The 23,699-nt window shown below is 61.5% G+C and carries 34 protein-coding genes and 1 pseudogene; 30 read left to right on the top strand and 5 right to left on the bottom strand.

The features are described 5' to 3' along the window. Positions 1–68 precede the first annotated feature (68 nt). The 3 genes and pseudogenes from RA21_RS20215 (at position 69) to RA21_RS20205 (ending at position 2,295) form a co-directional block, all read left to right on the top strand. Complete coding sequence (locus RA21_RS20215) at positions 69–539, top strand: nucleoside deaminase (RefSeq protein WP_019297977.1); 471 nt, start codon at positions 69–71, stop codon at positions 537–539. 71 nt (positions 540–610) lie between these two features. Beyond that, positions 611–1,667: pseudogene (locus tag RA21_RS20210) on the top strand (BMP family ABC transporter substrate-binding protein). A gap of 115 nt (positions 1,668–1,782) precedes the next feature. Next, positions 1,783–2,295, top strand: a complete 513-nt coding sequence (locus RA21_RS20205) for a nucleoside deaminase (RefSeq protein WP_019297979.1) — start codon at positions 1,783–1,785, stop codon at positions 2,293–2,295. A gap of 752 nt (positions 2,296–3,047) precedes the next feature. Here RA21_RS20205 and RA21_RS20200 read toward each other — a convergent pair. From RA21_RS20200 to RA21_RS20190, 3 genes are all read right to left on the bottom strand, one after another. Next, positions 3,048–4,586, bottom strand: coding sequence for a tripartite tricarboxylate transporter permease (locus tag RA21_RS20200; RefSeq protein ID WP_039152155.1), 1,539 nt, complete (start codon positions 4,584–4,586; stop codon positions 3,048–3,050). A gap of 12 nt (positions 4,587–4,598) precedes the next feature. Then, positions 4,599–5,030 (bottom strand): tripartite tricarboxylate transporter TctB family protein, encoded by a 432-nt coding sequence (locus tag RA21_RS20195; protein ID WP_039152153.1) that lies wholly within the window; start codon positions 5,028–5,030, stop codon positions 4,599–4,601. An 89-nt stretch (positions 5,031–5,119) separates the two neighbouring features. Then, complete coding sequence (locus RA21_RS20190; RefSeq protein ID WP_039152151.1) at positions 5,120–6,097, bottom strand: Bug family tripartite tricarboxylate transporter substrate binding protein; 978 nt, start codon at positions 6,095–6,097, stop codon at positions 5,120–5,122. A 156-nt stretch (positions 6,098–6,253) separates the two neighbouring features. Here RA21_RS20190 and RA21_RS20185 point away from each other — a divergent pair, with 156 nt between their 5' ends. The 8 genes from RA21_RS20185 (at position 6,254) to rplP (ending at position 12,296) form a co-directional block, all read left to right on the top strand. Beyond that, on the top strand, positions 6,254–6,925 hold the full coding sequence (locus RA21_RS20185) for a response regulator transcription factor (protein ID WP_019297983.1): 672 nt from the start codon (positions 6,254–6,256) through the stop codon (positions 6,923–6,925). Next, positions 6,918–8,306, top strand: coding sequence for a sensor histidine kinase (locus RA21_RS20180; RefSeq protein ID WP_039152150.1), 1,389 nt, complete (start codon positions 6,918–6,920; stop codon positions 8,304–8,306). Before RA21_RS20185 ends, RA21_RS20180 begins: the two co-directional genes overlap by 8 nt. Further along, positions 8,303–9,343 carry an ABC transporter substrate-binding protein gene (locus RA21_RS20175; RefSeq protein ID WP_039152148.1) on the top strand — a complete coding sequence of 347 codons (1,041 nt, stop codon included), beginning with the start codon at positions 8,303–8,305 and terminating at the stop codon, positions 9,341–9,343. Before RA21_RS20180 ends, RA21_RS20175 begins: the two co-directional genes overlap by 4 nt. Positions 9,344–9,651: 308 nt before the next feature. Then, on the top strand, positions 9,652–10,494 hold the full coding sequence (gene rplB / locus RA21_RS20170) for a 50S ribosomal protein L2 (RefSeq protein ID WP_019297986.1): 843 nt from the start codon (positions 9,652–9,654) through the stop codon (positions 10,492–10,494). 3 nt (positions 10,495–10,497) lie between these two features. Continuing rightward, entirely contained in the window at positions 10,498–10,776 is a 279-nt protein-coding gene (gene rpsS / locus RA21_RS20165; RefSeq protein ID WP_008554066.1) for a 30S ribosomal protein S19, read from the top strand. 3 nt (positions 10,777–10,779) lie between these two features. Continuing rightward, the gene (gene rplV / locus RA21_RS20160) at positions 10,780–11,160 is read left to right on the top strand and encodes a 50S ribosomal protein L22 (RefSeq protein ID WP_008557868.1); all 381 of its coding nucleotides are present in this window, start codon (positions 10,780–10,782) and stop codon (positions 11,158–11,160) included. Then, positions 11,160–11,870, top strand: a complete 711-nt coding sequence (rpsC, locus tag RA21_RS20155; protein ID WP_019297987.1) for a 30S ribosomal protein S3 — start codon at positions 11,160–11,162, stop codon at positions 11,868–11,870. Before rplV ends, rpsC begins: the two co-directional genes overlap by 1 nt. 12 nt (positions 11,871–11,882) lie before the next feature. Continuing rightward, a complete protein-coding gene (gene rplP, locus RA21_RS20150) occupies positions 11,883–12,296 on the top strand; it encodes a 50S ribosomal protein L16 (protein ID WP_019297988.1) in 414 nt (137 codons plus the stop codon). Between the two features lie 88 nt (positions 12,297–12,384). Here rplP and RA21_RS22145 read toward each other — a convergent pair whose 3' ends face one another. Beyond that, complete coding sequence (locus RA21_RS22145; protein WP_206540076.1) at positions 12,385–13,425, bottom strand: adenylate/guanylate cyclase domain-containing protein; 1,041 nt, start codon at positions 13,423–13,425, stop codon at positions 12,385–12,387. On the opposite strand from RA21_RS22145, the gene RA21_RS23075 reads away from it, so the two are divergent. After that, on the top strand, positions 13,418–13,717 hold the full coding sequence (locus tag RA21_RS23075; protein WP_206540075.1) for a hypothetical protein: 300 nt from the start codon (positions 13,418–13,420) through the stop codon (positions 13,715–13,717). The two genes, RA21_RS22145 and RA21_RS23075, sit on opposite strands and share 8 nt — an antisense overlap. A gap of 34 nt (positions 13,718–13,751) precedes the next feature. On the opposite strand, the gene RA21_RS20140 is transcribed toward RA21_RS23075, so the two are convergent. Then, entirely contained in the window at positions 13,752–14,516 is a 765-nt protein-coding gene (locus RA21_RS20140; protein ID WP_039152147.1) for a hypothetical protein, read from the bottom strand. A 309-nt stretch (positions 14,517–14,825) separates the two neighbouring features. Here RA21_RS20140 and RA21_RS20135 point away from each other — a divergent pair, with 309 nt between their 5' ends. The 18 genes from RA21_RS20135 (at position 14,826) to RA21_RS20050 (ending at position 23,578) form a co-directional block, all read left to right on the top strand. Continuing rightward, positions 14,826–15,101 carry a hypothetical protein gene (locus tag RA21_RS20135; protein WP_039152146.1) on the top strand — a complete coding sequence of 92 codons (276 nt, stop codon included), beginning with the start codon at positions 14,826–14,828 and terminating at the stop codon, positions 15,099–15,101. 129 nt (positions 15,102–15,230) lie between these two features. Next, positions 15,231–15,851: a 2OG-Fe(II) oxygenase family protein gene (locus RA21_RS20130; RefSeq protein ID WP_039152144.1), complete on the top strand. Its 621-nt coding sequence runs from the start codon at positions 15,231–15,233 to the stop codon at positions 15,849–15,851. Between the two features lie 124 nt (positions 15,852–15,975). Continuing rightward, positions 15,976–17,019 (top strand): succinylglutamate desuccinylase/aspartoacylase family protein, encoded by a 1,044-nt coding sequence (locus RA21_RS20125; protein ID WP_039152142.1) that lies wholly within the window; start codon positions 15,976–15,978, stop codon positions 17,017–17,019. Between the two features lie 199 nt (positions 17,020–17,218). Continuing rightward, positions 17,219–17,419, top strand: a complete 201-nt coding sequence (gene rpmC / locus RA21_RS20120; RefSeq protein ID WP_019297994.1) for a 50S ribosomal protein L29 — start codon at positions 17,219–17,221, stop codon at positions 17,417–17,419. 11 nt (positions 17,420–17,430) lie between these two features. Further along, the gene (rpsQ, locus tag RA21_RS20115; protein WP_005621877.1) at positions 17,431–17,661 is read left to right on the top strand and encodes a 30S ribosomal protein S17; all 231 of its coding nucleotides are present in this window, start codon (positions 17,431–17,433) and stop codon (positions 17,659–17,661) included. 99 nt (positions 17,662–17,760) lie between these two features. After that, a complete protein-coding gene (gene rplN, locus RA21_RS20110) occupies positions 17,761–18,129 on the top strand; it encodes a 50S ribosomal protein L14 (protein WP_005621870.1) in 369 nt (122 codons plus the stop codon). Between the two features lie 2 nt (positions 18,130–18,131). Continuing rightward, positions 18,132–18,437, top strand: a complete 306-nt coding sequence (gene rplX, locus RA21_RS20105; protein WP_019297995.1) for a 50S ribosomal protein L24 — start codon at positions 18,132–18,134, stop codon at positions 18,435–18,437. Beyond that, positions 18,437–19,000, top strand: coding sequence for a 50S ribosomal protein L5 (gene rplE, locus RA21_RS20100; protein ID WP_039152141.1), 564 nt, complete (start codon positions 18,437–18,439; stop codon positions 18,998–19,000). Before rplX ends, rplE begins: the two co-directional genes overlap by 1 nt. 20 nt (positions 19,001–19,020) lie before the next feature. After that, the gene (rpsN, locus tag RA21_RS20095; RefSeq protein ID WP_019297997.1) at positions 19,021–19,326 is read left to right on the top strand and encodes a 30S ribosomal protein S14; all 306 of its coding nucleotides are present in this window, start codon (positions 19,021–19,023) and stop codon (positions 19,324–19,326) included. Positions 19,327–19,339: 13 nt separating this feature from the next. Continuing rightward, positions 19,340–19,732, top strand: a complete 393-nt coding sequence (rpsH, locus tag RA21_RS20090) for a 30S ribosomal protein S8 (RefSeq protein WP_019297998.1) — start codon at positions 19,340–19,342, stop codon at positions 19,730–19,732. Positions 19,733–19,744: 12 nt separating this feature from the next. Further along, the gene (gene rplF / locus RA21_RS20085) at positions 19,745–20,278 is read left to right on the top strand and encodes a 50S ribosomal protein L6 (protein ID WP_019297999.1); all 534 of its coding nucleotides are present in this window, start codon (positions 19,745–19,747) and stop codon (positions 20,276–20,278) included. Between the two features lie 11 nt (positions 20,279–20,289). Continuing rightward, positions 20,290–20,649, top strand: a complete 360-nt coding sequence (gene rplR, locus RA21_RS20080) for a 50S ribosomal protein L18 (protein WP_019298000.1) — start codon at positions 20,290–20,292, stop codon at positions 20,647–20,649. A 129-nt stretch (positions 20,650–20,778) separates the two neighbouring features. After that, the gene (gene rpsE, locus RA21_RS20075; RefSeq protein WP_019298001.1) at positions 20,779–21,348 is read left to right on the top strand and encodes a 30S ribosomal protein S5; all 570 of its coding nucleotides are present in this window, start codon (positions 20,779–20,781) and stop codon (positions 21,346–21,348) included. Positions 21,349–21,361: 13 nt separating this feature from the next. Further along, on the top strand, positions 21,362–21,550 hold the full coding sequence (gene rpmD / locus RA21_RS20070) for a 50S ribosomal protein L30 (RefSeq protein ID WP_019298002.1): 189 nt from the start codon (positions 21,362–21,364) through the stop codon (positions 21,548–21,550). A 103-nt stretch (positions 21,551–21,653) separates the two neighbouring features. Further along, the gene (locus RA21_RS20065; protein ID WP_152610598.1) at positions 21,654–22,274 is read left to right on the top strand and encodes a hypothetical protein; all 621 of its coding nucleotides are present in this window, start codon (positions 21,654–21,656) and stop codon (positions 22,272–22,274) included. A gap of 47 nt (positions 22,275–22,321) precedes the next feature. Further along, positions 22,322–22,741 (top strand): hypothetical protein, encoded by a 420-nt coding sequence (locus RA21_RS20060; RefSeq protein ID WP_019298004.1) that lies wholly within the window; start codon positions 22,322–22,324, stop codon positions 22,739–22,741. A gap of 144 nt (positions 22,742–22,885) precedes the next feature. After that, on the top strand, positions 22,886–23,098 hold the full coding sequence (locus tag RA21_RS20055) for a DUF1127 domain-containing protein (RefSeq protein WP_019298005.1): 213 nt from the start codon (positions 22,886–22,888) through the stop codon (positions 23,096–23,098). Positions 23,099–23,362: 264 nt separating this feature from the next. Next, a complete protein-coding gene (locus tag RA21_RS20050) occupies positions 23,363–23,578 on the top strand; it encodes a DUF1127 domain-containing protein (RefSeq protein WP_039152139.1) in 216 nt (71 codons plus the stop codon). The last annotated feature ends 121 nt before the right edge of the window (positions 23,579–23,699 follow it).

Genomic DNA, 23,699 nt, shown 5'->3' with positions numbered 1-23,699 from the left:
ATTCTGATTTTTATCACGATCCAGGCAGCCTAGGCTATGCGGGAAACCTTCAAAACAGGTCACGCATTATGCAAAATGATATCGATCACCTGCGCACCACCGTGAAGATCGCGCATGACTGCCGCGCCGAAGGAAACCACCCCTTCGGAGCAATCCTGATCGGCCCGGATGGCAGTGTCCTTCTCAGAGGCGGGAACACCTACTCCAGCGACAAGGGCGTCGGCCACGCAGAGCTCAACGTGGCCCGGGAAGCCAGCCAGAAATTCTCCCCTGAGTTTCTGAGCGAATGCACGCTCTATACATCTGTGGAACCCTGTTGCATGTGCGCTGGTGCCTGCTACTGGGCCGGCATCGGCGCAGTCGTCTACGGCATGACAGAGAAACGCCTGGCCGAATTGACCGGGGACAACCCCGAAAACCTGACGCTCGATCTGGCTTGCAAAACGGTCTTTGCTGCTGGACGCCGGAAGATGGAGGTCCGCGGCCCTTTCCCCGAGATCGAGGAGGAAGTCGCTTTGGGGCACAAGGACTTCTGGTAGCGGCAAAGGCGCGAACGGCCTACCGCTTTCCGCGCCCCTAGGCGAGAGTACTTTCAACGAGGAGAAAACCCATGAAACTCAGATCTTTGCTGGGGGGCGCTGCTGTGGCGCTTGGTTTGACCGCAGGCGCGGCATTTGCGGACAAGACCAAAGTCGGCTTTGTCTATGTCGGCCCTGTTGGCGACGGCGGATGGACCTACGAACATGAACAGGCGCGCAAGAAAGTTGTCGAAGAGTTCGGAGATCAGATCGAGACCGTCTTTGTCGAAAGTGTGCCTGACGGACCGGACTCCGCACGTGTGATGACCCAGATGGCGCTGGAAGGCGCAGATCTGATTTTCGCCACATCCTTTGGCTACATGGATCCTGCGATTGAAGTTGCCAGCAAGTTTCCCGATCTGAAAATCGAACACGCAACCGGTTACAAGACTGCTCCGAACGTGTCGGTTTATTCTGCCAGGTTCTATGAAGGCCGTGCCATCCAGGGCCATATCGCGGGCAAGATGACCAAGTCCAACGTGATTGGATACATTGCATCTTTCCCGATTCCTGAGGTCATCCGCGGCATCAATTCCGCCTACATCCACGCCAAGAAGGCAAATCCGGATGTAGAGTTCAAAGTTGTCTGGGTCTCTACCTGGTTCAATCCGGCCAAAGAGGCCGATGCCGCAAAGGCGCTGATCGAACAGGGCGCTGATGTGATCCTGCGCCCCGATGGCAGCGGCGGAAAGCGCCGGAAACGTCATCGGTTTCGGCCAGGCATCTGACATGGCCGAATACAAGGACGGCCCGCGGGTCTCGTCGATCATCGACAATTGGGCACCTTATTACATCAGCCGCGTGCGAGCCGTGATCGATGGCACCTGGGAACCGGTGAACACCTGGGACGGCATCGGCGCAGGCATGGTGGAAATCGGGGAAATGACCGACAAGATCCCAGCCGCCGTACAGGCCGAAGCCCTCGCGATGAAAGAGCAGATCGCAATTGGCGCCTATCATCCTTTCACCGGTCCTCTAAACAAGCAGGACGGCAGCGTCTGGCTTGCGGAAGGTGAAACCTCTGACGACGGGACGCTGGCTGGCATGGACTTCTTTGTTGAAGGTCTCGACGCTCTGATCCCCAACTGAGCTTAGGCCGCCGCGTGCATGCGATTTTGTTTGCCTGCGGCGGTCCGCTCTTTATTGGCCCGCAAAACCAGGGCACCCGGCCCCTGAAACGCCTCATAACGCAATAGAGAATGTCATGAAAACACCGCCGAACCTCGAAAACCTCGACGTGGAATCGCTGTTGCGCCGCACGTTTGAACTGGCGCAATCCGCCCGCTCTAAAGGCAACCACCCATTCGGCGCGCTGCTGTGCGACTTCGATGGCAATATCGCCCTCGAAATCGAAAACACCGTTGGCGATCTGAACGATTCAACGTGCCACGCCGAACAGAACCTGATGAGCGCTGCTTCTCGCAAGTTTACCCGCGAAGAGCTTGCTGAACTCGTCATGGTTACCAGCACGGAACCCTGCGCGATGTGTGCCGGTGCAACTTTCTGGGTCGGTGTGAGGGCTGTTGTTTATGGTCTGTCCGAGCTCGCATTGGTTGAGATGTGTACAAGTGAAGCCTCACCGCACCCCGAGGTTCTCAACCTGCCGTGCCGCCGGGTGTTCGAAAGCTCCCCGAACCACCCAACAGTGGTCATTGGCCCGCTTCTGGAAGACGAAGCCCGCAAACCGCATGAAGGCTTCTGGACTGCCGGGTACTGAGTGTGGATGAAAATCTCCTGTAGCAGGGACACCTTGCAAGACGCGGATCCAATCGCACGTAGGGCAGGGAAGTATCAGGAATATCAAACTGCGTTTTGTTGAATCTACTACCCCGGATTTCACGAATTTGAGAAACCACTGGCCTCTGAAGGATCGCTTTGTCCTACTGCACCGGCTTTGCAGCGCCTTCTTCTAGTGGCGGCAGCGCTGTATTTCATATTGATCGTAGGGGGCCAGTTAAGGCGCAGGGCTTTTCAGCCCGAAGCCCCGGCAAACTCTTTTCATTTAGTGCGGTCACGCAATGCTGCCGCTATTTGCGTGTTTTTTTACGACTACACACTTGCCGAGAGAGCAGGTAGGATACGGCGGTTGTCTGCTCCTGCAGCCAAAAACGCCAAGCAAGATCAACGCCTTACGCCCCGAATACGCGGGGCTTTCTGCATTGGCACATGCCGCGCTGGAAGCACTGTGAAAGCAGAAGAACGTAAAACGCGCTGGTGCGCAGGGGCAATCCTTTCTGTTTCAGATACAGTTGGCGCCAAGCTAATCGTCATGGGGGCGTTTGACCGCATCAACCTGCCGCGGTTTCTGAACTGTTTCCTCAGGCTTGTGCCGTTTCGTTCCCATTCCCGGTCCTCCGTTTTCCTAAACATAACCGCGGACCAGTTTAGGCGGGGCATTCCAGCCTAGCGGCATAAACACCGCTGAAACCCGCCAGTCCGGACCTGTGCCCGGACTGGCAGCGGAGGCAGTCAGTCGCTGACTGCCCCTTTCTCGTCGCGGCGCTGATGCATCCTGGCCTTCAACCTGGCGCCGACAATCACCGGCAGCACGAAGCCGATTATGGCAACCGTCCAAAGCGCGATGGACAGCGGGCTGTCAACAAGGGTCCACCAGTTGCCGTTGTCGATTGTGACTGCACGGCGCAGGTTATTCTCCATCGCGTTGCCCAAGAGCGTCCCCAGAATGACCGGCACAAGCGGCACGTCCAGCTTGCGCAGTGCCCAGCCCATGACCCCGAAGCCGATCATCACCAAGAGGTCGAAGGTGCTGCCGGAAATGCCGTAGATGCCGACAAAGCTGACCATCGCCACGATCGGCATCAGGATGCGCGAGGGGATCATCAGCACGCGGGTGAACAGGCCGACCATCGGGATATTCATCGCCAGCAGCATGAAGTTGGCGATGAACAGCGCTGCGATCAGGCCCCAGACCACGTCCGGGTTCTGGCTGAACAGCAGCGGGCCCGGCGTGATATTGAGCGCCAGCAGCACCGCCAGCAGCACCGCGGTTGTGCCCGATCCCGGCACCCCAAGTGCCAGCATCGGCACCAGGGCACCGCCAGCCGCGGCATTGTTGCCGGCTTCGGGCGCTGCCACGCCGCGCGGGTCGCCGGTGCCGAAGGTGCCTTCCTTGTCGACCAGCTTTTTCTCCATCGAATAGGAGATGAACGACCCCAGCGAGGCTCCGGCACCCGGCAATACGCCTGCGATAAATCCCAAAAAGGAGGTCCGCAGCATGGTCGGGGTGGTCTGCCGGATCATCGATACCGGCGGATACAGCTTGCCGATGGTAAGCTTGCGCCCCGCGGCGTCGGATCCGCCGTGCCGGGTTTCCAAAAAGATGAAGACCTCGGACAGGGCAAACAGGCCGACGATGGCGACCAGGAAATCCAGCCCGTCATAGAGATGCACCTCACCGAAAGTGAAGCGCGGCACGCCGGTCTGGGTATCAACACCAATGGTCGCTAGTCCAAGGCCCAGCGCCGCGGCAAAGGCGGATTTCGCCTGGTTGGTAGACGACACGCCGCCCAGCGTCATGAAGGCCAGCGCGAACAGGGCGAAATATTCCGCGGGGCCGAACAGCAGGGCGATCTTGACCAGCTGCGGCGCCAGCAGGATCAGACCCCAGGTGGCTAGGAAGGCGCCGACAAAGGACGCGATGCCCGATAGCGACAGAGCCTCGCCCGCCAGACCCTTCTTGGCCATCGGGTGGCCGTCCAGGCAGGTCATCATGGCGGGTTCGTCCCCGGGAATGTTCAGCAGAATCGAACTGATGCGCCCGCCGTACATGGCGCCGTAATAGACACTGGTCAGCAAGATCAGCGAGGGCGTCGCCCCCAGCCCCATGGTAAAGGCCAGCGGGATCAGGATGGCGACCCCGTTCGACGGTCCCAGCCCGGGCAGCGCGCCCATGATGGTGCCCAGGAAGCAGCCCAGCAGCGCCAGGCCGATGTTCTGCCAGCTGAGCGCGATGGCAAAGCCGTCGCCAAGATTTGCGAGAAGCTCCATGCTGCGCCCTCCTCAGAAGCCAAAGGGACCCTTGGCCAGCGACAGGCCGAGGATCAGGTGAAAGGTGACATAGATGCCGATGGAAGTGCCGGCGCCCACGGCCACTGTTTCCAGCGGTCCCGACCCCAGCCGCCAGGCCAGATAGGCGGCGGCGAAGGCGGTAGCGATGACAAAGCCGGCAACCGGCAGCATTTCGGCGTAAAGGATCAGCACCACAACAGCGGCGGCCAGTTCCACCAGCCGTCCCAGTGCGGGCCAATGCGGCTCCGGGTCCGGGCGCAGCGCAATCACCGCGCCCGAGAGGCCGAGGATGGCAGCAATGATCAGGGGAAAGGCCTTGGGGCCGACGGCATCGGAGAGAAAGCTTTCCTCGATCGCAAGCGCGGCAAAGACATAGCCGGCAGCAAGGATCATGCCGAAGACCCCGAAGATACGATCGCTCATGGCGGTCTCCAGTTCAGGTGTCTGGCGGGGCCGCCCGCAGAGGGAACCGCAGGATTGCGCGGCCTCCCCCGGGACTAACCCCGAAAAGGTTACTTGATGATGCCGATGTCCTTGGAAATCGACTGGATCTGCGCGACCGAACCAGCCACGAATTCCTGGAACGCAGCCCCTTGCAGGTCCAGCGGCGCCAGGCCGTTGGCGGCCATTACCTCTTTCCACTCGTCGGAGGCATAAAGGTCGCCGATCTTCGACACCCAGGCGTCATAGGCCTCGTCCGACATGCCGCCCGGCGCATAGAAACCGCGCCAGTTGGCGCCAATGGCATCCACCCCCTGTTCCTTGGCGGTCGGGAAGTCCGCGAATTCGCCCGGCAGCCGCTCCGGCGACAGCACCGCGATCACCTTGATATCGCCAGAATCCACAAAGCCCTTGGCTTCGGAGATGTCGCCGGTGAAGGCCTGCACGGAGCCTGCCAGCAGCTGGGTCACAGCCTCTCCGCCGCCGTCAAAGGCAATGTACTTGACGCTGCGCACGTCCTCGATGCCATAGGCGCTGGCCGCGATCAGGACCTTCAGGTGGTCCCAGCCGCCAACCGCGGAGCCGCCCGCGACGGAGACCGAGGACGGATCGGCCTTGATGGTGTCCAACAGCTGCGGCAGCGTTTCGACCTCACTGTCAGCGGACACTGCGATCACGCCGTAGTCCGCCCCGATGGCCGCCAGCCAGCGCACCTGGTCCATGCTGTTGCCCGGATAGGCGCCCTGTGCCAGGCGGGTTGCGGTGGCGCTGGAGGCGGCAACAATCAGGCTGTTGTCGACCGCGCGCTTGTTGACCACCTCGGCAAAGGCCACGCCGCCGCCGCCGCCGGCCAGGTTCACGACCTGCATGGTCTTATCGATCAGCCCCAAATCCTGCAGCGATTTTCCAACCTGGCGGCAGGTGAAGTCCCAGCCGCCGCCAGGGTTGGCTGGGGCGATACATTCGGGGTTTTCCTGTGCCTGGGCCGCAAAAGCGGACAGCGACAGGGCGGCAGCGGCAAACAGGCCGCGGGTGACAGTGAATTTCATGCGTTCCTCCTCAGGTCGTGGCCGGCGCACTCCCAAGCGCCGGAGATCACCCGCAACAATTCGCTTTGGCAGCTCTGTTTCTGCGGGTTAGACATGTTTACCCATTAAAGCTGTCACCAACCTGTCGCCGGTTTCAGCAAAGCGGAGCGCCATTGAATGCGGGTCTTGATGGTCGAGGATGCAGAGGATCTGGCCGAGGGGGTGACCGCCCACCTGGCCCGTTCGGGAATTGCCTGTGATCTGGCGCCGGACATCGAAAGCGCCCGCGACTGCCGGGCCGTGCAGGCCTATGACGCGGTGATCCTGGACATCAACCTGCCGGATGGCTCCGGCCTGTCATTGCTGCGCGAGATGCGCCTGGCGGGTGATCCGGCGCCAGTGCTGATGCTGACCGCGCTGACCTCAGTCGACGATCGGGTGGCGGCACTGGACCAGGGGGCGGATGACTATCTGGGCAAACCCTTCGACCAGCGCGAGCTGGAGGCGCGGCTTCGGGCGCTGGTGCGGCGGCAGATGGAGCGCAAAGATGAGCAGATCACCCTCGGCTCGCTGGTTTTTGCCCCGAGCGACCGCAGCGCCCGGCTCGACGGGCGTCTGCTGGAGCTGACCCGGCGCGAGGCGGCGCTCTTGGACATGCTGATCCGCCACCAGGACCGGTACTTGTCCAAGTCCCGGCTTTATGACTCGCTCTACGGCTTTGATGATGCCGATGTCGGCGAAAACGCGATTGAGCTCTACATCGCCCGCCTGCGCAAGAAGATTGCGGGCAGCGATGTCAGCATCGCAACCCAGCGGGGGGTCGGTTACCGGCTGCATCTCAATGGCTGAGCCGCGCCCGCCGCTGACTCTGGCGGCCAGGGTGCTGGGGGCGGTGCTGCTGATCCTGCTGCTCGGCGGGGTGCTGGTCTCCGGTTCCGCCTGGCTGAATGGCCAGCAGGCCGCGCGGCAGGCCTATGACCGGATTCTGCTGGGCGCGGCAAACGACATCGCGGAATCTGTCCGCATCCAGGCAGGCACCCCCATCGCGGATCTGCCGGTCTCTGCCTTCCAGCTGCTTGCCCAGGCACCCGAGGACCGCATCTATTACGCGGTGCATGGACCCGGGCAGGTTTTCATCACCGGTGTCGATCCCCAGACAGAAATACATGCGCCGGAGGGCGGCGGCGGGGCAGGGTACTTCGAGGCCTTGCTGAATGATGAACCCGCGCGGTTTGTCCGCGTCACCCGCCGTTTTGCGGAACGTGACTTCTCCGGTCCGGTTGAGGTTGTGGTCGGCCAGACACTGCGGGCGCGCAGGGCGATGACCGCGGATCTGATGCTGGATGCCTTGTGGCCGATGGCGGCGGCAGGGCTGGTGCTGCTGGTGATGGCCTGGATGGTCATCCGGACTGCCTTGCGCCCGCTCGACGCGATCACCGCGGATCTCGCCCGCCGGGATCCCTACGACCTGACCCCGATTGCAACCGGCCGCCTGCCGCAGGAGCTGCAGGTGGTGCTGGGCGCCATGAACCGCTTCATGGGCCGGCTGGACGGCCAGGTTGAGGCGATGCGCAACCTGATTTCCGACACCGCGCATCAGCTGCGCACTCCGGTTGCTGCAATCCGCGTGCAGGCGGAAACCGCCATTGCAGAACCCGGCGGGGATGCCAGCCGCCGCGCCCTTGACCGGCTGCTGGCCCGCACCCGCTCGCTGGGCACCCTGCTGGATCAGCTTCTCAGCCGTGCGCTTGTGGTCCACCGCACTGACAGCGCCCCGCGCCTGCCCGTCGACCTGCGCGAGGTGGCACTGGAAATCATGGAGCGTGACGACTACGCACTGCTGGCGCCCGGCACCGACCTGCGGCTGGAAATCGGCGAGGATCCCGTGATGGTGCGCGCCGATGCATTTTCTCTTGGCGAGGCGGCCGGCAACCTTCTTGGCAATGCACTCAGGCACGGCACACCCCCCGTGGCCATCGGCGCAGAACGGCGCGGCGGCGATGCCATCCTGTGGGTGCGCGATGCAGGCCCCGGCCCGGTGCCTGCGGTGATGGCGCAGCTCGGCAGCCGCTTCAACCGCAGTGCCGGAACCCAGGAGAACAGCACTGGCATCGGCCTGTCGATTGTGGCCTCCGTGGCAGCGGCCTTTGGCGGCCGGGTGGAGATGACGCAGGAGGAGGAGGGCTTCCGTGCCGCCGTGGTCCTGCCCGCCGCGCAGGAGGGGGCATGATGCGGATCCGGCACCTGCTGCTGATACTTGCCACCCTGCTTCCTGCCGCCGCCGCCGCGCAGGAGGCAACCCATCGGTACGGCAGCGGCCCGGTGCCCTTCCTGCTGCGCTCCACCACTGACAACAGCATTATCCAGCCCGTCATGGAGCGCTTTGCCGAGCGGCATCCGCAGCTGGCGATCACCTACGAGCAATGGGGCTCCAACGCGCTCTTTGCCCAAAGCCGCGCCGATTGCCGGGACGGCAGCCCGCCTGCCGACGCGGTGCTGTCCTCGGCGGTGCAGCAGATGGTCTGGCTGGTCAATGCCGCCTGTGCCCATCCGCACCGCTCGCCCGCGGCGCTGGCGCTGCCGCAGTCGCGGCGCTGGCGCAATGAACTGTGGGGGGTCACCACCGAACCCGCGGTGATCGTCTATAACAAGCAGCTGCTGGACGGCGCTGATGTGCCGCGCAGCCGCTTTGCGCTGCTGGATGCGCTGCGGGCCAAACCCGGTCTCTACCGCGGCAGGATCGCCACCTATGACATCGCCGCCTCCGGACTTGGCTACCTGTTCGCCTACAGCGACAGCCTGGAGGCAACAACATTCGGCGCTTTGCTGGAAGGTTTTGCCAGGGTCGATGCCGTTGCCACCTGCTGCTCTGCCGAAATCATCGCCGGCGTGGCAGAGGGCCGTTTCCTGATCGCTTACAACGTGCTGGGCTCCTACGTTGCAAATGCCTCCGCGCCCGAGGTTGGAACCATCCTGCCGGAGGACTACACCCTTGTGCTGTCCCGCGCCTACATGATCCCGGCAGAGGCGCGGCAAAAAGCAGCCGCAGCGGATCTTCTTGATTTCCTCCTCAGCCCGGAAGCGCAAGAGCTGCTGGCCGAGGCGGGCCTCGTCACCGACATTGCCGCAGCGGACTCCGGCCTGGCTCCCAGTGCCAGGCGGTCCATTCCTCTTGCGCCTTCGCTGCTGGTTGCGCTTGATCCCAACAGGCGGGCGCTGCTGCTCAAATTCTGGAGCGACACCTTCGGTAGCGGCGGCGGGCCCTGAGCGCGCCCCTTTGCTGCCAGCGCGGTGCTTTCAGGCGGGTTCCTGGAGGCCCGCCAACGCTGCAACCGGTGCCGCCGGGGCATTTGCCAGCTGGCAGAAACTCTGTCATTGCCACCTCCCGGCGACTCTGCTAAACGCCATCCATCCTGAAGACCCCGGATTCGTTTCCGGGGTCGTTATGTTTGTCAGGACACACGAACTCGGGGACCTTCGGGGCCCTATAACACAGGCACCTACGGGGGCCTTCAACATAGCCGGGCCAAAGACAAGAACCTAAGGCCTGGCACGCTAAACGGAAGACAGAAAGCATGGCACTCAAGTCGTATAAACCGACGACGCCGGGCCAGCGTGGGCTGGTTCTGATCGACCGTTCGGAGCTTTGGAAAGGGCGTCCGGTCAAGTCTCTCACTGAGGGTCTGACCAAATCGGGCGGCCGGAACAACACCGGACGGATCACTGCACGCCGCCGTGGCGGCGGCGCAAAGCGCCTCTACCGGATCGTTGACTTCAAACGGAACAAATTTGATGTAGCGGCCACCGTTGAGCGGATCGAATACGACCCGAACCGGACCGCATTCATCGCGCTGATCAAATACGAAGACGGCGAACAAGCTTACATCCTGGCGCCTCAGCGTCTGGCTGTTGGCGACAAGGTTGTCGCGTCTGCAAAAGCCGACATCAAGCCGGGCAACGCAATGCCGTTCTCGGGCATGCCGATCGGTACCATCGTTCACAACATCGAAATGAAGCCCGGCAAAGGCGGCCAGATCGCCCGTGCAGCCGGTACCTACGCTCAGTTCGTTGGCCGTGACGGCGGTTACGCTCAGATCCGCCTGTCCTCGGGCGAACTGCGCCTGGTCCGTCAGGAATGCATGGCCACCGTCGGTGCCGTGTCGAACCCGGACAACTCGAACCAGAACTTCGGTAAAGCCGGCCGTATGCGCCACAAGGGCAAGCGTCCTTCCGTGCGTGGTGTCGTCATGAACCCGATCGACCACCCCCACGGCGGTGGTGAAGGCCGGACCTCCGGTGGCCGCCACCCGGTGACCCCCTGGGGCAAACCGACCAAGGGCAAACGGACCCGCAACAAAAACAAGGCGTCGCAGAAGCTCATCGTCCGCTCGCGCCACGCCAAGAAGAAAGGCCGCTAATCCATGGCACGTTCCGTATGGAAAGGCCCCTTCGTTGATGCTTACGTCCTGAAAAAGGCCGAAGCAGCGCGTGAATCGGGCCGCAATGAAGTGATCAAGATCTGGTCGCGCCGTTCCACCATCCTGCCGCAGTTCGTCGGCCTGACCTTTGGTGTGTACAACGGCCAGAAGCATATCCCCGTCAACGTCTCGGAAGACATGATCGGTCAGAAGTTCGGTGAATACTCGCCGACCCGCACCTATTATGGCCACGCCGCAGACAAAAAAGCGAAGCGGAAGTAAGTCATGGGCAAGGAAAAGAACCCCCGCCGCGTGGCAGACAACGAAGCAATGGCAAAACTGCGCATGCTCCGTACCTCCCCGCAGAAACTGAACCTGGTGGCTCAGATGATCCGCGGCAAGAAAGTTGAGAAGGCCCTGACCGACCTGACTTTCTCCAACAAGCGGATCGCGCAGGACGTGAAGAAATGCCTTCAGTCCGCCATCGCGAATGCTGAAAACAACCACAACCTGGACGTCGATGAACTGATCGTCGCCGAGGCATGGGTTGGCAAGAACCTGACCATGAAGCGCGGCCGTCCGCGTGCCCGTGGCCGGTTCGGCAAAATCCTGAAGCCGTTCGCGGAGATCACCATCAAGGTGCGTCAAGTTGAGGAGCAAGCCTAATGGGTCAGAAAGTCAATCCGATCGGCATGCGCCTTCAGGTCAACCGCACCTGGGACAGCCGCTGGTACGCCGACACCAAAGACTACGGTGATCTGCTGCTCGAGGACCTGAAAATCCGCGAGTTCATCAAGGAAGAATGCAAGCAGGCTGGCATTGCGCGCGTCATCATCGAGCGCCCGCATAAGAAATGCCGCGTGACCATTCACACCGCCCGTCCGGGCGTCATCATCGGCAAGAAAGGCGCGGACATCGAAGTCCTGCGCAAGAAAATCGCCAAGATGACCGACTCCGAGCTGCACCTCAACATCGTTGAAGTGCGCAAGCCGGAACTGGACGCTCAGCTGGTCGGCGAGTCCATCGCCCAGCAGCTGGAGCGCCGTGTGTCCTTCCGCCGTGCCATGAAACGGGCCGTGCAGAACGCTATGCGCATGGGCGCCCTGGGTATCCGGGTGAACGTCGCTGGCCGTCTGGGCGGTGCGGAAATCGCGCGTACCGAATGGTACCGTGAGGGCCGCGTGCCGCTGCACACCCTGCGTGCCGACATCGATTACGCACACTCCGAAGCGATGACCCCCTACGGGATCATCGGGATCAAGGTCTGGATCTTCAAAGGCGAGATCATGGAGCACGATCCTTCGGCGCGTGACCGTAAAGCACAAGAAATCCAGGACGGCCCTGCACCCCGTGGTGCTGGTGGCGGCCGTCGCTAAGGAGGATTTGAGATGCTTCAGCCAAAGCGCACTAAATTCCGCAAAATGCACAAGGGCCGGATCCACGGCCTGGCAAAAGGCGGTTCCGACCTGAACTTCGGCACCTATGGCCTGAAGGCAACCCAGCCTGAGCGTGTGACTGCACGCCAGATCGAAGCTGCCCGCCGTGCCATGACCCGCCACATGAAGCGTCAGGGCCGTGTTTGGATCCGTATCTTCCCGGACACTCCGGTGACCTCGAAGCCGACCGAAGTCCGTATGGGTAAAGGTAAAGGCTCCGTGGACTACTGGGCAGCCAAGGTTAAGCCTGGCCGCGTGATGTTCGAGATCGACGGCGTCAGCGATGAAATCGCACGCGAGGCCCTGCGCCTGGCGGCGATGAAGCTGCCGGTCAAGACCCGCGTCGTGGTCCGCGAAGACTGGTAAGCGGCTGGGGGAAACCCCGTTCGTGAACGTTTGACCCCCGCCGGGACACCGGCGGGGGTTTTCCTTTGTTGTGCGCCTGCACTACCAGTCAGGGCGCAAAGCCTCTGGACACTGTATATGTCCGCATCCGGCCCTTGCCCTTGATCTCCACATCGCCCAGCGGGTCGATCTGCACCTCATCCCCAAGATGGCCCCGGGTTGCTTCGGTAATTTGGATGATGCCCGGCCGGCCATGCGACTCCATGCGCGAGGCCACGTTCACGGTGTCCCCCCACAGATCATAGGCGAACTTCCGTTCCCCGATCACGCCGGCCACGACTGGCCCCGAACTGATGCCGATGCGCATGCTGAACGGGAACTGGCCGGACTCGTTTATCTCTTGCGCCGCGTCAATCATGTCCAGCGCCAGTGACACCATGGCCTGGGCGTGATCTTCGCGCGGTTCGGGCAGGCCTGCAACCACCATATAGGCGTCCCCGATCGTCTTGATCTTCTCGCAGCCGTGCTTCTCGACCAGTGTATCGAAACGCGAAAACGCTGCATTCAGGGTCTGCACAATCTCGGGCGGTGTCAGCCTGCCGGAGGTTTCCGTGAAGTTCACGATATCGGCAAACAGCACTGATACGCTTGGGTGTTCATCGGCAATCAGATGCGGGTCGTCTTTCAGGCGCGCGGCAATCGGCTCGGGCAGAATGTTCAGCAAGAGATTTTCGGCGCGCTGGAATTCCTTTTCCATTTCCCTTTCTGCCCGGGTGGCGGCAGTTGCGTAGAGGGCGGCAAACACGCCAAGCATTGGAATGATCGGCGCTGTGTTGAAGACAAAAAAGAACAGGGTCCACCCGTGCGTGAGCGGCCGCACCGGGGCTGACAAGGTGCCATAAACCCCCATTGCAACAAAGGCCATGGCGCAGAGTGCGCTCAAAAGCAGCCGCGTGAGCGGTTGTCCGTAAGGCAGCATGGGAAACAGCAGTATGGGTATGAATAAGTAGCTCAGGAAAAACGGCGCCAGCCCCATGTAGTAGGTGCAAAATGCTGCATGAGCGGGGATTTCGCACAGGAACGTCAGCAGGGTCGGCCATTTGATGTCCCGCAGGGTCAGGGCAGCCCAGCACCCGAACCCAATGAGCACGGTAGAGAATATGTTGAAAACGGCCATCACCGGCTGGTCTGCATACCAGAACAGAAAAATGAACGATCCGTGGGAAAACAGGCCAATCGGAAATCCGGCTCTGGCCAGCCCGTATGCGCGCCGCATTTCGCTGGAAGAACCGGGCGGCGCCCTGTTTATCCAGCCAATTAATGCCGCTAGCCGTGTCTGGCTCTCCATTTCCGGAACCCCCGCCGGGTTCCATATTCGGGCGCGGGGGGCCTGCCTGTCAACTTTACTGGCTGTTGACTATGCGCCCTCTCCGCTGTGTTAGGCGGTGGAAAGCAATTCCACCGCAGCGCCGCCGCTCAGGCCGGGGCGGCAGAATTCAGCGGCCCGGTAGCGGCCAGGCAAGCCGCGGCAGGCGGTTCAAGGCCGGCGTCTGCAGCGGGGCTCAGCCTTTGTGTTTCCTGCGAGAATACGGCCTCGGTTTCCCCTTCGAAGCAGCTTTGAATGCAGCGGTGCAGCTCGCCCTGTTCCTTGAGGTTCGCTGCCAGCCTGTGGCCGGCATCAGGGAAGACCCAGTGGTGAATGTTGCTGGCTTTCGGGAACAGCTGCGCGTGCTTGCCGTCCACTCCCTTGCCGGCGGAGAAGATGAAATATTCGGTTTCCGGCGCGAAATAGTGGCTGGCGGGCTTCATCGGAAAACTCTTGATTGAGTTCGAGTACATCCGCCAGCGCCTGTCATGTGGCTCGGCCTCCGGGTCGACCGTCAGCTGCGGCACAAAGGAGACTGACCGGGAGATCGGCAAATATGCGCCCGCTACGATAGCCAGATAACCGCCCATGCTGTTGCCGATCGAATACAGCGTGCTGCCCTCAGCCGCCTGCCTGACCGCAGCAGTCAGCACATCCCAATCCAACCGGTTCCCCCACGACCGGGTCTTGTCATAGCAAAAGACCGTATTGCCGAATTCGCGGCCGATGCCGGCAAACTCCGGTGTTTGCACATCAATCAGGTCCATCTTTTGGCCAATGCCCGGAAACGACAGCAGCACGCGGCTGCCGGCGGGGGCGGGCTGCTGCTTCAGGGCTTCGACCCGCAGGAACTTGTTTTCGTAGATGATGTGCATATGCCGGTGCCTTCGCTTCTGCGGTTTTGCGGGGATCTTGCACCAGGGCGGGTTAACTTGCGGTAAGCCTCGGTAGGCAAACCTGCCGGATTGTTCTCATTTAAGGCAATTGCCCGATGTTAACGGAATGTGCAGGTTTTGTTCCCATCGTGATCCTAAGGTTGTGCTGGCTCGGCCTTCCTCCCGCTCAGGGCGGGTGGTGCCTATGTTTTCGGCCAGGACAACCAATGTGATGTTGAAAGAGGAATGCTTGTAATGCGCTTAATTGCTCCCGCTGCCCTTAGTCTGGGTCTGTCAGCTTGTGGTGCGATGGAATTCGACCGGAATGACCTGTCGAATATGTACGGCCCTGCAACCAACTACCGGAACCCGGTTGCGCAGCGGGAGGTGGTAAACAGCTTCATCTCGCAGGAAAGCGTGTCGCGTGACGGCAGGGCTGCGCACTGGACCTCCCCGGACGGCTGCACCTATTCGCGCACCCAGGCACCCGGCTATGCGCCGGTTTGGTACCTTGTGCAGAACCCGCATCATGTGGGGATGCCCAATGCGCACCGCGGCTGCCCGATGACCGTGGTGGACGGGTAGGGGCTGCCGGGGGGGGGCGCCTCAGACCGTTTCTGGCAGCTGTTCCGGCTGGCACCGGCTGCAAAGGGGCATCGAGCCAGCGCGAGGATGCATCTCGCCAAGGACTTCGGGCTGCGCTAAGACGCTGGTATGGCCCAGATTGAATCGCTCTTCGTGACCCGCCTCTACCGCGCGCAACTGTCCGAATACGGACCATCGGTTGACGCGCAGGAACTGGAAAACTCCTGCCTTGTCATCGCCGGCGATGATGATGCCGGACAGGACTGGTGCGAGGACAACGGCTATCCCGGCTATACCTCCTATGCATCGCTCACCGATCTGCCCTGGCGGTTCCCGATCTTTGCCGATCTGGTTAAGTCGCTGGACCAGCATGTGGCGGCCTTTGTCCAGGATCTGGAGTTCGATCTGGACGGCCGCGAACTGAAGCTGGAGGACCTCTGGATCAATATCCTGCCCGAAGGCGGCACCCACTCCAGCCACCTGCATCCGCATTCGGTGATCTCCGGCACCACCTATGTGTCGATGCCCGACGGCGCCTCGGCGCTCAAGCTGGAGGACCCGCGCTCGGCCCGGATGATGGCGGCGCCCACCCGCACCAAGGACGCCCGGCGCGAACTGCAGTCCTTCATCTACATGAAGCCTGATGTGGGCGACGTGCTGTTGTGGGAAAGCTGGCTGCGCCACGAGGTGCCGATGAATATGGCCGAGGAAGAACGGATTTCGGTGAGCTTCAATTACAAGTGGGAGTGAGCGCCGTCCTGGAAATGATCCGGGGGATCATTTCAGGCGCGAACGGGCGGAACCCAAGCCTGCGGCAATTGTAAAAGCGCGCAAGGCGGCCTAGCTTCCCGGAATGGCTCTGCGGGAGGTATAGATGGCGCGGCGTTCCCCTTTTGAAATCGGTGGTTTCCACATTCCGCCCGGCACCCGCCGCACCGTGGATATGCCGGTCAGCGTGTTGTCGGACCACACGCCGGTCACCATGTCCGCCCATGTGATCCACGGGGCGGAGGAGGGGCCGGCGCTGTTTGTCTCTGCCGCCATCCACGGCGACGAGGTGATCGGGGTGGAAATCGCCCGCCGCCTGCTGCGCAGCCGCCAGTTCTCGCGCCTGAAGGGCACGCTCATTGTGGTGCCGATCGTCAACACCTTCGGCTTCCTCAACCACTCCCGCTACCTGCCGGACCGGCGCGACCTGAACCGCTGCTTTCCGGGCAGCGAGGGCGGATCCCTGGCCAGCCGCCTGGCGCATCTGTTCATGACAGAGGTGGTGGCGCGCTGTGACCTCGGCATCGACCTGCATTCCGCTGCCATCCACCGCACCAACATGCCGCAGATCCGGGTGTCGCCCAAGGCCAAGGAGACGCTGGAATATGCCGATGCCTTCGGTGCGCCGGTGGTGATCCGCTCCTCGCTGCGCGACGGCAGCTTGCGCAAGGAGGCACAGAAGGCGGGCGTCGATATCCTGCTTTATGAGGCGGGGGAGGGGCTGCGGTTCGACGAGCAGTCCGCCCGCGTCGGCGTTGCCGGCATCCTGCGGGTGATGCATGCGCTGGGCATGATCCCCGACGACGGCGTGCCGCTGGCCGAGGCGGTGCCGGTCAAGGCCAGCGACAGCAGCTGGGAGCGTGCCCCCGCAGGCGGGCTCTTGCGCGCCTACAAGACCACCGGCGAAATGGTGGAGGAGGGCGACGTGCTGGGCATCGTCGCCGACCCCTTCGGGGAGGAGGAGGTGGAGCTGACCGCCAGCCAGCCCGGCCTGATCATCGGCCGCGCCAACATGCCCATCGTCAACGAGGGCGACGCATTGTTCCACATCGCCAAGGTGTCCGCGCCGGAAGAGGCTGAAGACCGCATCGAAAGCCTGAACGCCCAGCTGGACGGGGCTGCGATGTTTGATGAGGATGAGATTATCTGACCGCCCCGGCGGCCCGCCAATCTTTCCCTTGCCCCTCACCCCCGTCTCCTCTATAGGGACCCATCGCTTGAACCCAATCTGTCTTGGATCCGGGTCAGGTGATTCTTTTTTGCTGCCCGTTCCGGGCGGTTGACATAACCCACCAGGTAAAAAGGTGACCCTCGGGGCCTTCTGGTGCTTTGGACAAGGAACAAAGGCGATGAACGCCAATGATCTGCGCGAGAAGACCGTGGATGAACTCCGCGATATGCTCGCATCCCTGAAAAAAGAGAGCTTCAACCTGCGCTTTCAGCAGGCAACCGGTCAGTTGGAATCGACCTCCGGCATCAAAGCGGCCCGCCGCAACGCTGCCCGCGTCAAGACCATCCTGAACGAAAAAGCTGCAGCAGCAGCCGAATAAGGAGCGACACAATGCCCAAACGTATCCTGCAAGGCGTTGTGACCAGCGACGCAAACGCCCAGACCGTCACCGTCTCGGTTGAACGCCGCTTCACGCACCCGGTTCTGAAGAAAACCATCCGTAAGTCCAAGAAATACCGGGCTCACGATGAAAAGAACGCTTTCAAGGTCGGCGACTCCGTACGCATCATCGAATGCGCGCCGAAATCGAAAACGAAACGCTGGGAAGTTCTGGAAGCCTAAGAGTCTCACTCGAGACTCCTGGCGGCTAGACTTAACAGTCAGTCGAAACCCTGGGGGATACCAGCACGCATCGCTGCCCCATAGGTCGGGAGAAACCACATGATCCAGATGCAAACAAATCTGGATGTTGCTGACAACTCCGGCGCCCGCCGAGTTCAGTGCATCAAGGTTCTGGGTGGCTCCAAGCGTAAATACGCTTCCGTTGGCGACATCATCGTCGTCTCGGTTAAAGAAGCCATCCCGCGCGGCCGCGTGAAAAAAGGCGACGTCCGTAAGGCCGTTGTCGTGCGCACCGCCAAAGAAGTCCGCCGCGAAGACGGCACCGCGATCCGTTTTGACCGGAACGCAGCTGTCATCCTGAACAACAACAACGAGCCGGTCGGTACCCGTATCTTTGGCCCGGTTGTTCGTGAACTGCGCGCGAAGAACTTCATGAAGATCATCTCGCTGGCTCCGGAGGTGCTGTAATCATGGCTGCGAAACTCCGTAAAGGCGACAAGGTCGTCGTGCTGGCAGGCCGCGATAAGGGCAAGGAAGGCACCATCGCCTCCGTTGACCCGAAAGCCGGCAAAGCCGTCGTCGAAGGCGTGAACATGGCCATCCGCCACACCCGCCAGACCCAAAACAGCCAGGGCGGCCGTCTGCCCAAGGCACTGCCGATCGACCTGTCGAACCTGGCACTGCTGGACAGCAACGGCAAAGCAACCCGCGTCGGCTTCCGCGAGGAAGACGGCAAGAAGGTGCGCTTCGCCAAGACCACCGGGGAGACTGTCTGATGCTTGACGCTGCAACCTACACCCCGCGCCTGAAAACTCTCTACAAGGACACCATCCGTGGCGCCCTGAAAGAAGAGTTCGGCTACAAGAACGACATGATGCTCCCCAAGCTGGAGAAAATCGTTCTTAACATCGGCTGCGGCCGTGCTGCTGTCAAAGACAGCAAGAAAGCCAAATCCGCCCAGGCCGACCTGACCGCGATTGCGGGCCAGAAGGCTCTGACCACCGTGGCAAAGAATTCCATCGCCGGCTTCCGCGTTCGCGAAGGCATGCCGATGGGCGCCAAGGTGACCCTGCGCGGTGACCGGATGTACGAATTCCTCGACCGTCTGATCACCATTGCGATGCCCCGTATCCGCGACTTCCGCGGCGTTTCGGGCACCTCCTTCGACGGCCGCGGCAACTATGCCATGGGCCTGAAAGAGCACATCGTGTTCCCGGAAATCGATTTCGACAAGATCGACGAAGCCTGGGGCATGGACATCGTGATCGCCACCACCGCGAAAACCGACGCGGAAGCAAAGGCGCTGTTGAAAGCTTTCAACATGCCCTTCAACAGCTAAGCGCGGGAAGGATAGAGACCATGGCTAAGAAAAGCATGATCGAACGCGAGAAGAAGCGCGAGCGCCTGGTGGCAAAATACGCCGCAAAGCGTGCCGAGCTGAAAGAAATCGCAAACGACGAATCTCGCCCGATGGAAGAGCGCTTCAAGGCGCGTCTGAAACTGGCGAAACTGCCGCGCAACTCGTCGGCAACCCGTCTTCACAACCGTTGCCAGCTCACCGGCCGTCCGCACGCTTACTACCGTAAGCTGAAGGTCAGCCGTATTGCGCTGCGCGAGCTGGGTTCTGCTGGTCAGATCCCCGGCCTGGTGAAATCGAGCTGGTAAGGGAGAGACTGATATGAACGATCCTATCGGCGATATGCTCACCCGTATCCGTAACTCTCAGATGCGCGGCAAATCCACCGTCATGACCCCGGCTTCCAAGCTGCGGGCATGGGTGCTGGACGTGCTGGCAGACGAGGGCTACATCCGCGGTTATGAGAAGATGACTGGTGAAAATGGCCACCCGGCCATCGAAATCAGCCTCAAGTACTTCGACGGCGAACCTGTCATTCGCGAGCTCAAGCGGGTCTCCAAGCCCGGCCGCCGCGTTTACATGGGCGTCAATGACATCCCGTCGGTCCGTCAGGGCCTGGGCGTGTCGATTGTCTCCACCCCCAAGGGTGTGATGTCGGACGCAAACGCACGCGCAGCCAACGTTGGCGGCGAAGTGCTTTGCACCGTCTTCTAAGGAGGCCTCGCAATGTCCCGTATTGGTAAGAAACCGGTCGAACTGCCCAGCGGCGTTTCCGCCTCTGTGTCCGGCCAGACCATCGAAGTGAAAGGCCCGAAAGGCGCCCGCAGCTTCACCGCAACCGACGACGTCACCCTCTCCGTGAACGACAACGTTGTCACCATCGAGCCGCGCGGCAAGTCCAAGCGTGCCCGTCAGCAGTGGGGCATGTCCCGCACTCAGGTGGCCAACCTCGTGACCGGCGTGACCCAGGGCTTCAAGAAAGAACTGGAGATCCAGGGTGTGGGTTACCGGGCTCAGATGCAGGGCAACACCCTGAAGCTGAACCTGGGCTACAGCCACGACGTCGACTTCGTTGCACCCGATGGCATCACCATCACCGCACCGAAGCAGACTGAAATCGTTGTGGAAGGTATCGACCAGCAGCAGGTGGGCGAAGTGGCGGCGAAAATCCGCGACTGGCGCCGTCCCGAGCCCTACAAGGGCAAAGGCATCCGCTACAAGGGCGAGTTCATCTTCCGCAAGGAAGGCAAGAAGAAGTAAGGACCAGCAAAATGGCAAACAGCAAACGTACCCTGTTTCTGAAGCGCCGGCTGCGCGTCCGGAACAAGCTTCGCAAAGTGAACGCAGGCCGTCCGCGTCTGTCCGTGCACCGTTCGAACAAGAACATCTCTGTTCAGCTGATCGACGACCTGCGCGGTGTGACCCTGGCAGCAGCGTCGACCCTGGAAAAAGATCTCGGTGTTGTCGGCAAGAACAACATCGACGCAGCGTCCAAAGTTGGTGCAGCGATCGCCGAGCGCGCAAAAGCGGCTGGCGTGACCGAAGCCTACTTCGACCGCGGCGGCTTCCTGTTCCACGGCAAAGTGAAGGCTCTGGCCGACGCTGCGCGTGAAGGCGGCCTGAAGATCTAATCCCATGCGGGCGGCCTCTCGGGGCCGCCCCGATGATCCGGGAACCCGGACCCGTTCCGGGTTCACCAAGGATTGATAGAACAGGCGCCCCCTTTGTTACTGGACTGCGCCCTATGAAAGGAATGCCTGATGGCAGAACGTGAAAACCGCCGCGGCCCCCGCCGCGAGCGTGAAGAGGCACCGGAATTTGCAGATCGCCTGGTCGCGATCAACCGCGTGTCGAAAACCGTAAAAGGCGGTAAGCGCTTTGGCTTCGCAGCCCTGGTTGTCGTTGGCGACCAGAAAGGCCGCGTCGGCTTTGGCAAGGGCAAGGCGAAAGAAGTGCCCGAGGCGATCCGCAAGGCGACCGAGCAGGCGAAGCGCCAGATGATCCGCGTGCCGCTGAAAGAAGGCCGCACCCTGCACCACGACATGTCCGGCCGTCACGGCGCAGGCAAAGTTGTGATGCGGACCGCACCGGAAGGTACCGGTATCATCGCGGGCGGCCCGATGCGTGCCGTGTTCGAGATGCTGGGCATCAAGGACGTGGTCTCCAAGTCGATCGGTTCGCAGAACCCCTACAACATGATCCGCGCCACCCTGAACGGCCTGCAGAAAGAGCAGAGCCCGCGCTCGGTGGCTCAGCGCCGCGGCAAAAAGGTCGCCGACATCCTGCCCAAGCGGGATGAAGCACCGGCAGCTGCCGAAGCTGAAGCGTAAGGAGTAGAGAGACATGGCAAAAACCATCGTCGTCAAGCAGATCGGCTCGCCGATCCGCCGCCCCGCCAAACAGCGCGCAACCCTGGTTGGCCTGGGCCTGAACAAGATGCACAAGACCCGTGAGCTGGAGGATACTCCTTCGGTCCGCGGCATGGTCAACTCGATCCCGCACCTGGTTCAGATCATCGAAGAGCGCGGCTAAGCCCCTCTCGGTTGTTAGACAAAAAACGCTCCGGTGGTTGCCACCGGGGCGTTTTTATATTTTGGTGCCGGAAAGTTCATGAAAGTGTTTTCCAGGAGATGAAATGCGTTTGATATCAATTGTTTCGGCCGTTGCGGCGCTGCTTTCGGCTTGTGGATCTTCAGGACCGTCCCGCGAGCAGACCATTGCCGCTTTCCGGGCGGGGCCGTCAGCAGCTGAGCGGCAGGGTTACCATAAGATCGGATCGATGCAGATCAGCCAGAAAGGCGAACCTTACAGCGGGTTCCATGTAACGGTCAGCCAGCAGCGCTCCCTTCCGGAGGCCTATTTCCAGGTGAATCTGCGGCCGGTGTCGCAAAGGCCTGAAGGGATCTCGAGGGATTACAGAATTCCCGACCAAATCCTTGAAGATATTCCGAACAGCTTGCTAGCAGAGGCAAGTGTCCAGATTGCCAGCGGCCGGGGAACTGACAGGATCCACAGGCTGGCCAAGGAAGTGGCCAAGCGTACCTACTGCGTCGGGCGAACAGTAGGTAACTACGATCTGAAGGGGACCCGGGTAACGGACCCTGCGTCGATTGCAAAAGTGATCGCAGCCACCGGCGGCGATGTTCTGGGTAAAAACATCAGCCATCTGAATATCAAGCGCGAGCGAATTCCAGTTGTGGACCGTAAGGTGCATCATACCGGGAACGCCTGGGCTCAGGTGAACCTGAAGTGCTGACGCGGTGCTTGGCAGTTATTAGCGCGGCAGCATTGCTCTCAGGATGCATGTCTGCTGAAAGCAGTGGCCGCCAAAAGGTTGCGCAGACTGCAGCGGATCAGACACTGATGCTGTTTGATCCGCAGCACGGGTTTCAAATCGTCTATTTTGCCAGCGAAGAGCAAAGCTGGCTTTGGTATCCGGGCAACCGGATTAGCCTGCCGGCTTCGGTGCGGCAGGAAGCGGACCGGATCTGTTTCAAATATCCCGCGGAGTCTTTCAACCCGGTCACAAAGGCAGTTGGGGGGAACTGGAACTGTATCCCTAATTTCTTGCATGATGGATTGACGGTTGCTGCCGCTGAGGGAGATGTCTTCAATCTTTCGGCGGGAACTGTGCCCTACCGGCGGTCGAAATGCGACGGTACGGGCAGATTCGGGCGGGGGACTGTTGATCCTGGCCTCTATCGGCAAGGATGCGGTGTTTAGCGGCACCTTGCAGTGCGTGCATAGCGGGCAGTCCGATCCGTCAGTTGTTCGACTCATCCCCCGGTCCTATCTCGGTGTCACAGCAAACGACCAAACACGGACCGCCGGGAATAGGCCCGGCATCAGACACGAAGGACCTGAACGATGGCACATGTTATCTCCGCTGCACACACCGGCCACAGCCTGACCGCCCGCATCCGCGCAACCGTTGAGGGCCTGGTGGACTCCTGGACCAAAGCCCGCGAATTCCAGCGCACCTACAACGAGCTGGACGCGCTGTCCGATCACGAGCTGTCCGACATCGGCGTCCGCCGCAGCGACATCGCCGACATCGCGCATCAGCACGTCTACGGCTAAGAATTCCCTTTTCCCGGGCGCTCCTCTCCTCCTCCTCTTCATGCCCGGGCCAAAGCGCCTCTGCCCTTCCCGGGCGGGGGCGTTTTCTATTGAGGGACTTCAAGATATCTCACGCATTTGTGCTATGCGCCCGCCGCATAGCCGCCAGACCAAAGCAGCCGTTGCGGGCTTGCGGGGCCATCCTTATTTCCCTGTCACTTCAGACGAACAGATCAAGCGACGCGCCGGAGGCACGCTCCGGCAGCGCAGCAAGGAACAAGAACAATGGCTTATTCAACTCTTTCCGCACCGGTCTCCGCCGGTCTTTTCACCCGTTTCCTGAGCGTTGCCTCCGGTCTTTACCGGAACTGGCAGCTGCGCCGCGAGTACCGCCAGACCGTCCACGCCCTGCGCGCGCTTTCGGCCCGCGACCTGGCCGACATCGGCCTCAGCCGCTGCGCCATCCCCGGCGCCGCCCGCGAGCACGTCTACGGCAAGTGATCTCCCTGGCCGGCTGACGGATCCTCCTCCCTCTCCGAACGCCCGGCCCAAAAGCGCCCCTGCCATCCGGCGGGGGCGTTTTTGTTTTCAGGTTCAGCACCCCGCCCGGCCGCAAGGCCGG

It is taken from the genome of Leisingera sp. ANG-DT (assembly GCF_000813785.1).
Classification (GTDB): Bacteria; Pseudomonadota; Alphaproteobacteria; order Rhodobacterales; family Rhodobacteraceae; genus Leisingera.
The sequence above is the reverse complement of the archived record's forward strand: the minus strand, read 5'-3'. Positions and strand labels throughout refer to the sequence as shown.

Coding starts and splice junctions, on each gene's coding strand:
- RA21_RS20050 (WP_039152139.1), top strand. CDS start 23,363: ATGGCTTATTCAACTCTTTCCGCACCGGTCTCCGCCGGTCTTTTCACC.
- RA21_RS20180 (WP_039152150.1), top strand. CDS start 6,918: ATGGCTGAGCCGCGCCCGCCGCTGACTCTGGCGGCCAGGGTGCTGGGG.
- RA21_RS20130 (WP_039152144.1), top strand. CDS start 15,231: ATGGCCCAGATTGAATCGCTCTTCGTGACCCGCCTCTACCGCGCGCAA.
- rplP (WP_019297988.1), top strand. CDS start 11,883: ATGCTTCAGCCAAAGCGCACTAAATTCCGCAAAATGCACAAGGGCCGG.
- rpsQ (WP_005621877.1), top strand. CDS start 17,431: ATGCCCAAACGTATCCTGCAAGGCGTTGTGACCAGCGACGCAAACGCC.
- rplB (WP_019297986.1), top strand. CDS start 9,652: ATGGCACTCAAGTCGTATAAACCGACGACGCCGGGCCAGCGTGGGCTG.
- RA21_RS20055 (WP_019298005.1), top strand. CDS start 22,886: ATGGCACATGTTATCTCCGCTGCACACACCGGCCACAGCCTGACCGCC.
- RA21_RS20190 (WP_039152151.1), bottom strand. CDS start 6,097: ATGAAATTCACTGTCACCCGCGGCCTGTTTGCCGCTGCCGCCCTGTCG.
- RA21_RS20125 (WP_039152142.1), top strand. CDS start 15,976: ATGGCGCGGCGTTCCCCTTTTGAAATCGGTGGTTTCCACATTCCGCCC.
- RA21_RS20060 (WP_019298004.1), top strand. CDS start 22,322: ATGTCTGCTGAAAGCAGTGGCCGCCAAAAGGTTGCGCAGACTGCAGCG.
- rpmD (WP_019298002.1), top strand. CDS start 21,362: ATGGCAAAAACCATCGTCGTCAAGCAGATCGGCTCGCCGATCCGCCGC.
- rplN (WP_005621870.1), top strand. CDS start 17,761: ATGATCCAGATGCAAACAAATCTGGATGTTGCTGACAACTCCGGCGCC.
- rpsS (WP_008554066.1), top strand. CDS start 10,498: ATGGCACGTTCCGTATGGAAAGGCCCCTTCGTTGATGCTTACGTCCTG.
- RA21_RS20200 (WP_039152155.1), bottom strand. CDS start 4,586: ATGGAGCTTCTCGCAAATCTTGGCGACGGCTTTGCCATCGCGCTCAGC.
- RA21_RS20175 (WP_039152148.1), top strand. CDS start 8,303: ATGATGCGGATCCGGCACCTGCTGCTGATACTTGCCACCCTGCTTCCT.
- rplR (WP_019298000.1), top strand. CDS start 20,290: ATGGCAAACAGCAAACGTACCCTGTTTCTGAAGCGCCGGCTGCGCGTC.
- rplV (WP_008557868.1), top strand. CDS start 10,780: ATGGGCAAGGAAAAGAACCCCCGCCGCGTGGCAGACAACGAAGCAATG.
- RA21_RS20140 (WP_039152147.1), bottom strand. CDS start 14,516: ATGCACATCATCTACGAAAACAAGTTCCTGCGGGTCGAAGCCCTGAAG.
- rplF (WP_019297999.1), top strand. CDS start 19,745: ATGTCCCGTATTGGTAAGAAACCGGTCGAACTGCCCAGCGGCGTTTCC.
- RA21_RS20135 (WP_039152146.1), top strand. CDS start 14,826: ATGGAATTCGACCGGAATGACCTGTCGAATATGTACGGCCCTGCAACC.
- RA21_RS20205 (WP_019297979.1), top strand. CDS start 1,783: ATGAAAACACCGCCGAACCTCGAAAACCTCGACGTGGAATCGCTGTTG.
- rpsN (WP_019297997.1), top strand. CDS start 19,021: ATGGCTAAGAAAAGCATGATCGAACGCGAGAAGAAGCGCGAGCGCCTG.
- rplX (WP_019297995.1), top strand. CDS start 18,132: ATGGCTGCGAAACTCCGTAAAGGCGACAAGGTCGTCGTGCTGGCAGGC.
- RA21_RS20065 (WP_152610598.1), top strand. CDS start 21,654: ATGCGTTTGATATCAATTGTTTCGGCCGTTGCGGCGCTGCTTTCGGCT.
- rpsE (WP_019298001.1), top strand. CDS start 20,779: ATGGCAGAACGTGAAAACCGCCGCGGCCCCCGCCGCGAGCGTGAAGAG.
- rpsH (WP_019297998.1), top strand. CDS start 19,340: ATGAACGATCCTATCGGCGATATGCTCACCCGTATCCGTAACTCTCAG.
- rplE (WP_039152141.1), top strand. CDS start 18,437: ATGCTTGACGCTGCAACCTACACCCCGCGCCTGAAAACTCTCTACAAG.
- RA21_RS20195 (WP_039152153.1), bottom strand. CDS start 5,030: ATGAGCGATCGTATCTTCGGGGTCTTCGGCATGATCCTTGCTGCCGGC.
- RA21_RS23075 (WP_206540075.1), top strand. CDS start 13,418: ATGAGCACGGTAGAGAATATGTTGAAAACGGCCATCACCGGCTGGTCT.
- RA21_RS20185 (WP_019297983.1), top strand. CDS start 6,254: ATGCGGGTCTTGATGGTCGAGGATGCAGAGGATCTGGCCGAGGGGGTG.
- RA21_RS20215 (WP_019297977.1), top strand. CDS start 69: ATGCAAAATGATATCGATCACCTGCGCACCACCGTGAAGATCGCGCAT.
- rpsC (WP_019297987.1), top strand. CDS start 11,160: ATGGGTCAGAAAGTCAATCCGATCGGCATGCGCCTTCAGGTCAACCGC.
- rpmC (WP_019297994.1), top strand. CDS start 17,219: ATGAACGCCAATGATCTGCGCGAGAAGACCGTGGATGAACTCCGCGAT.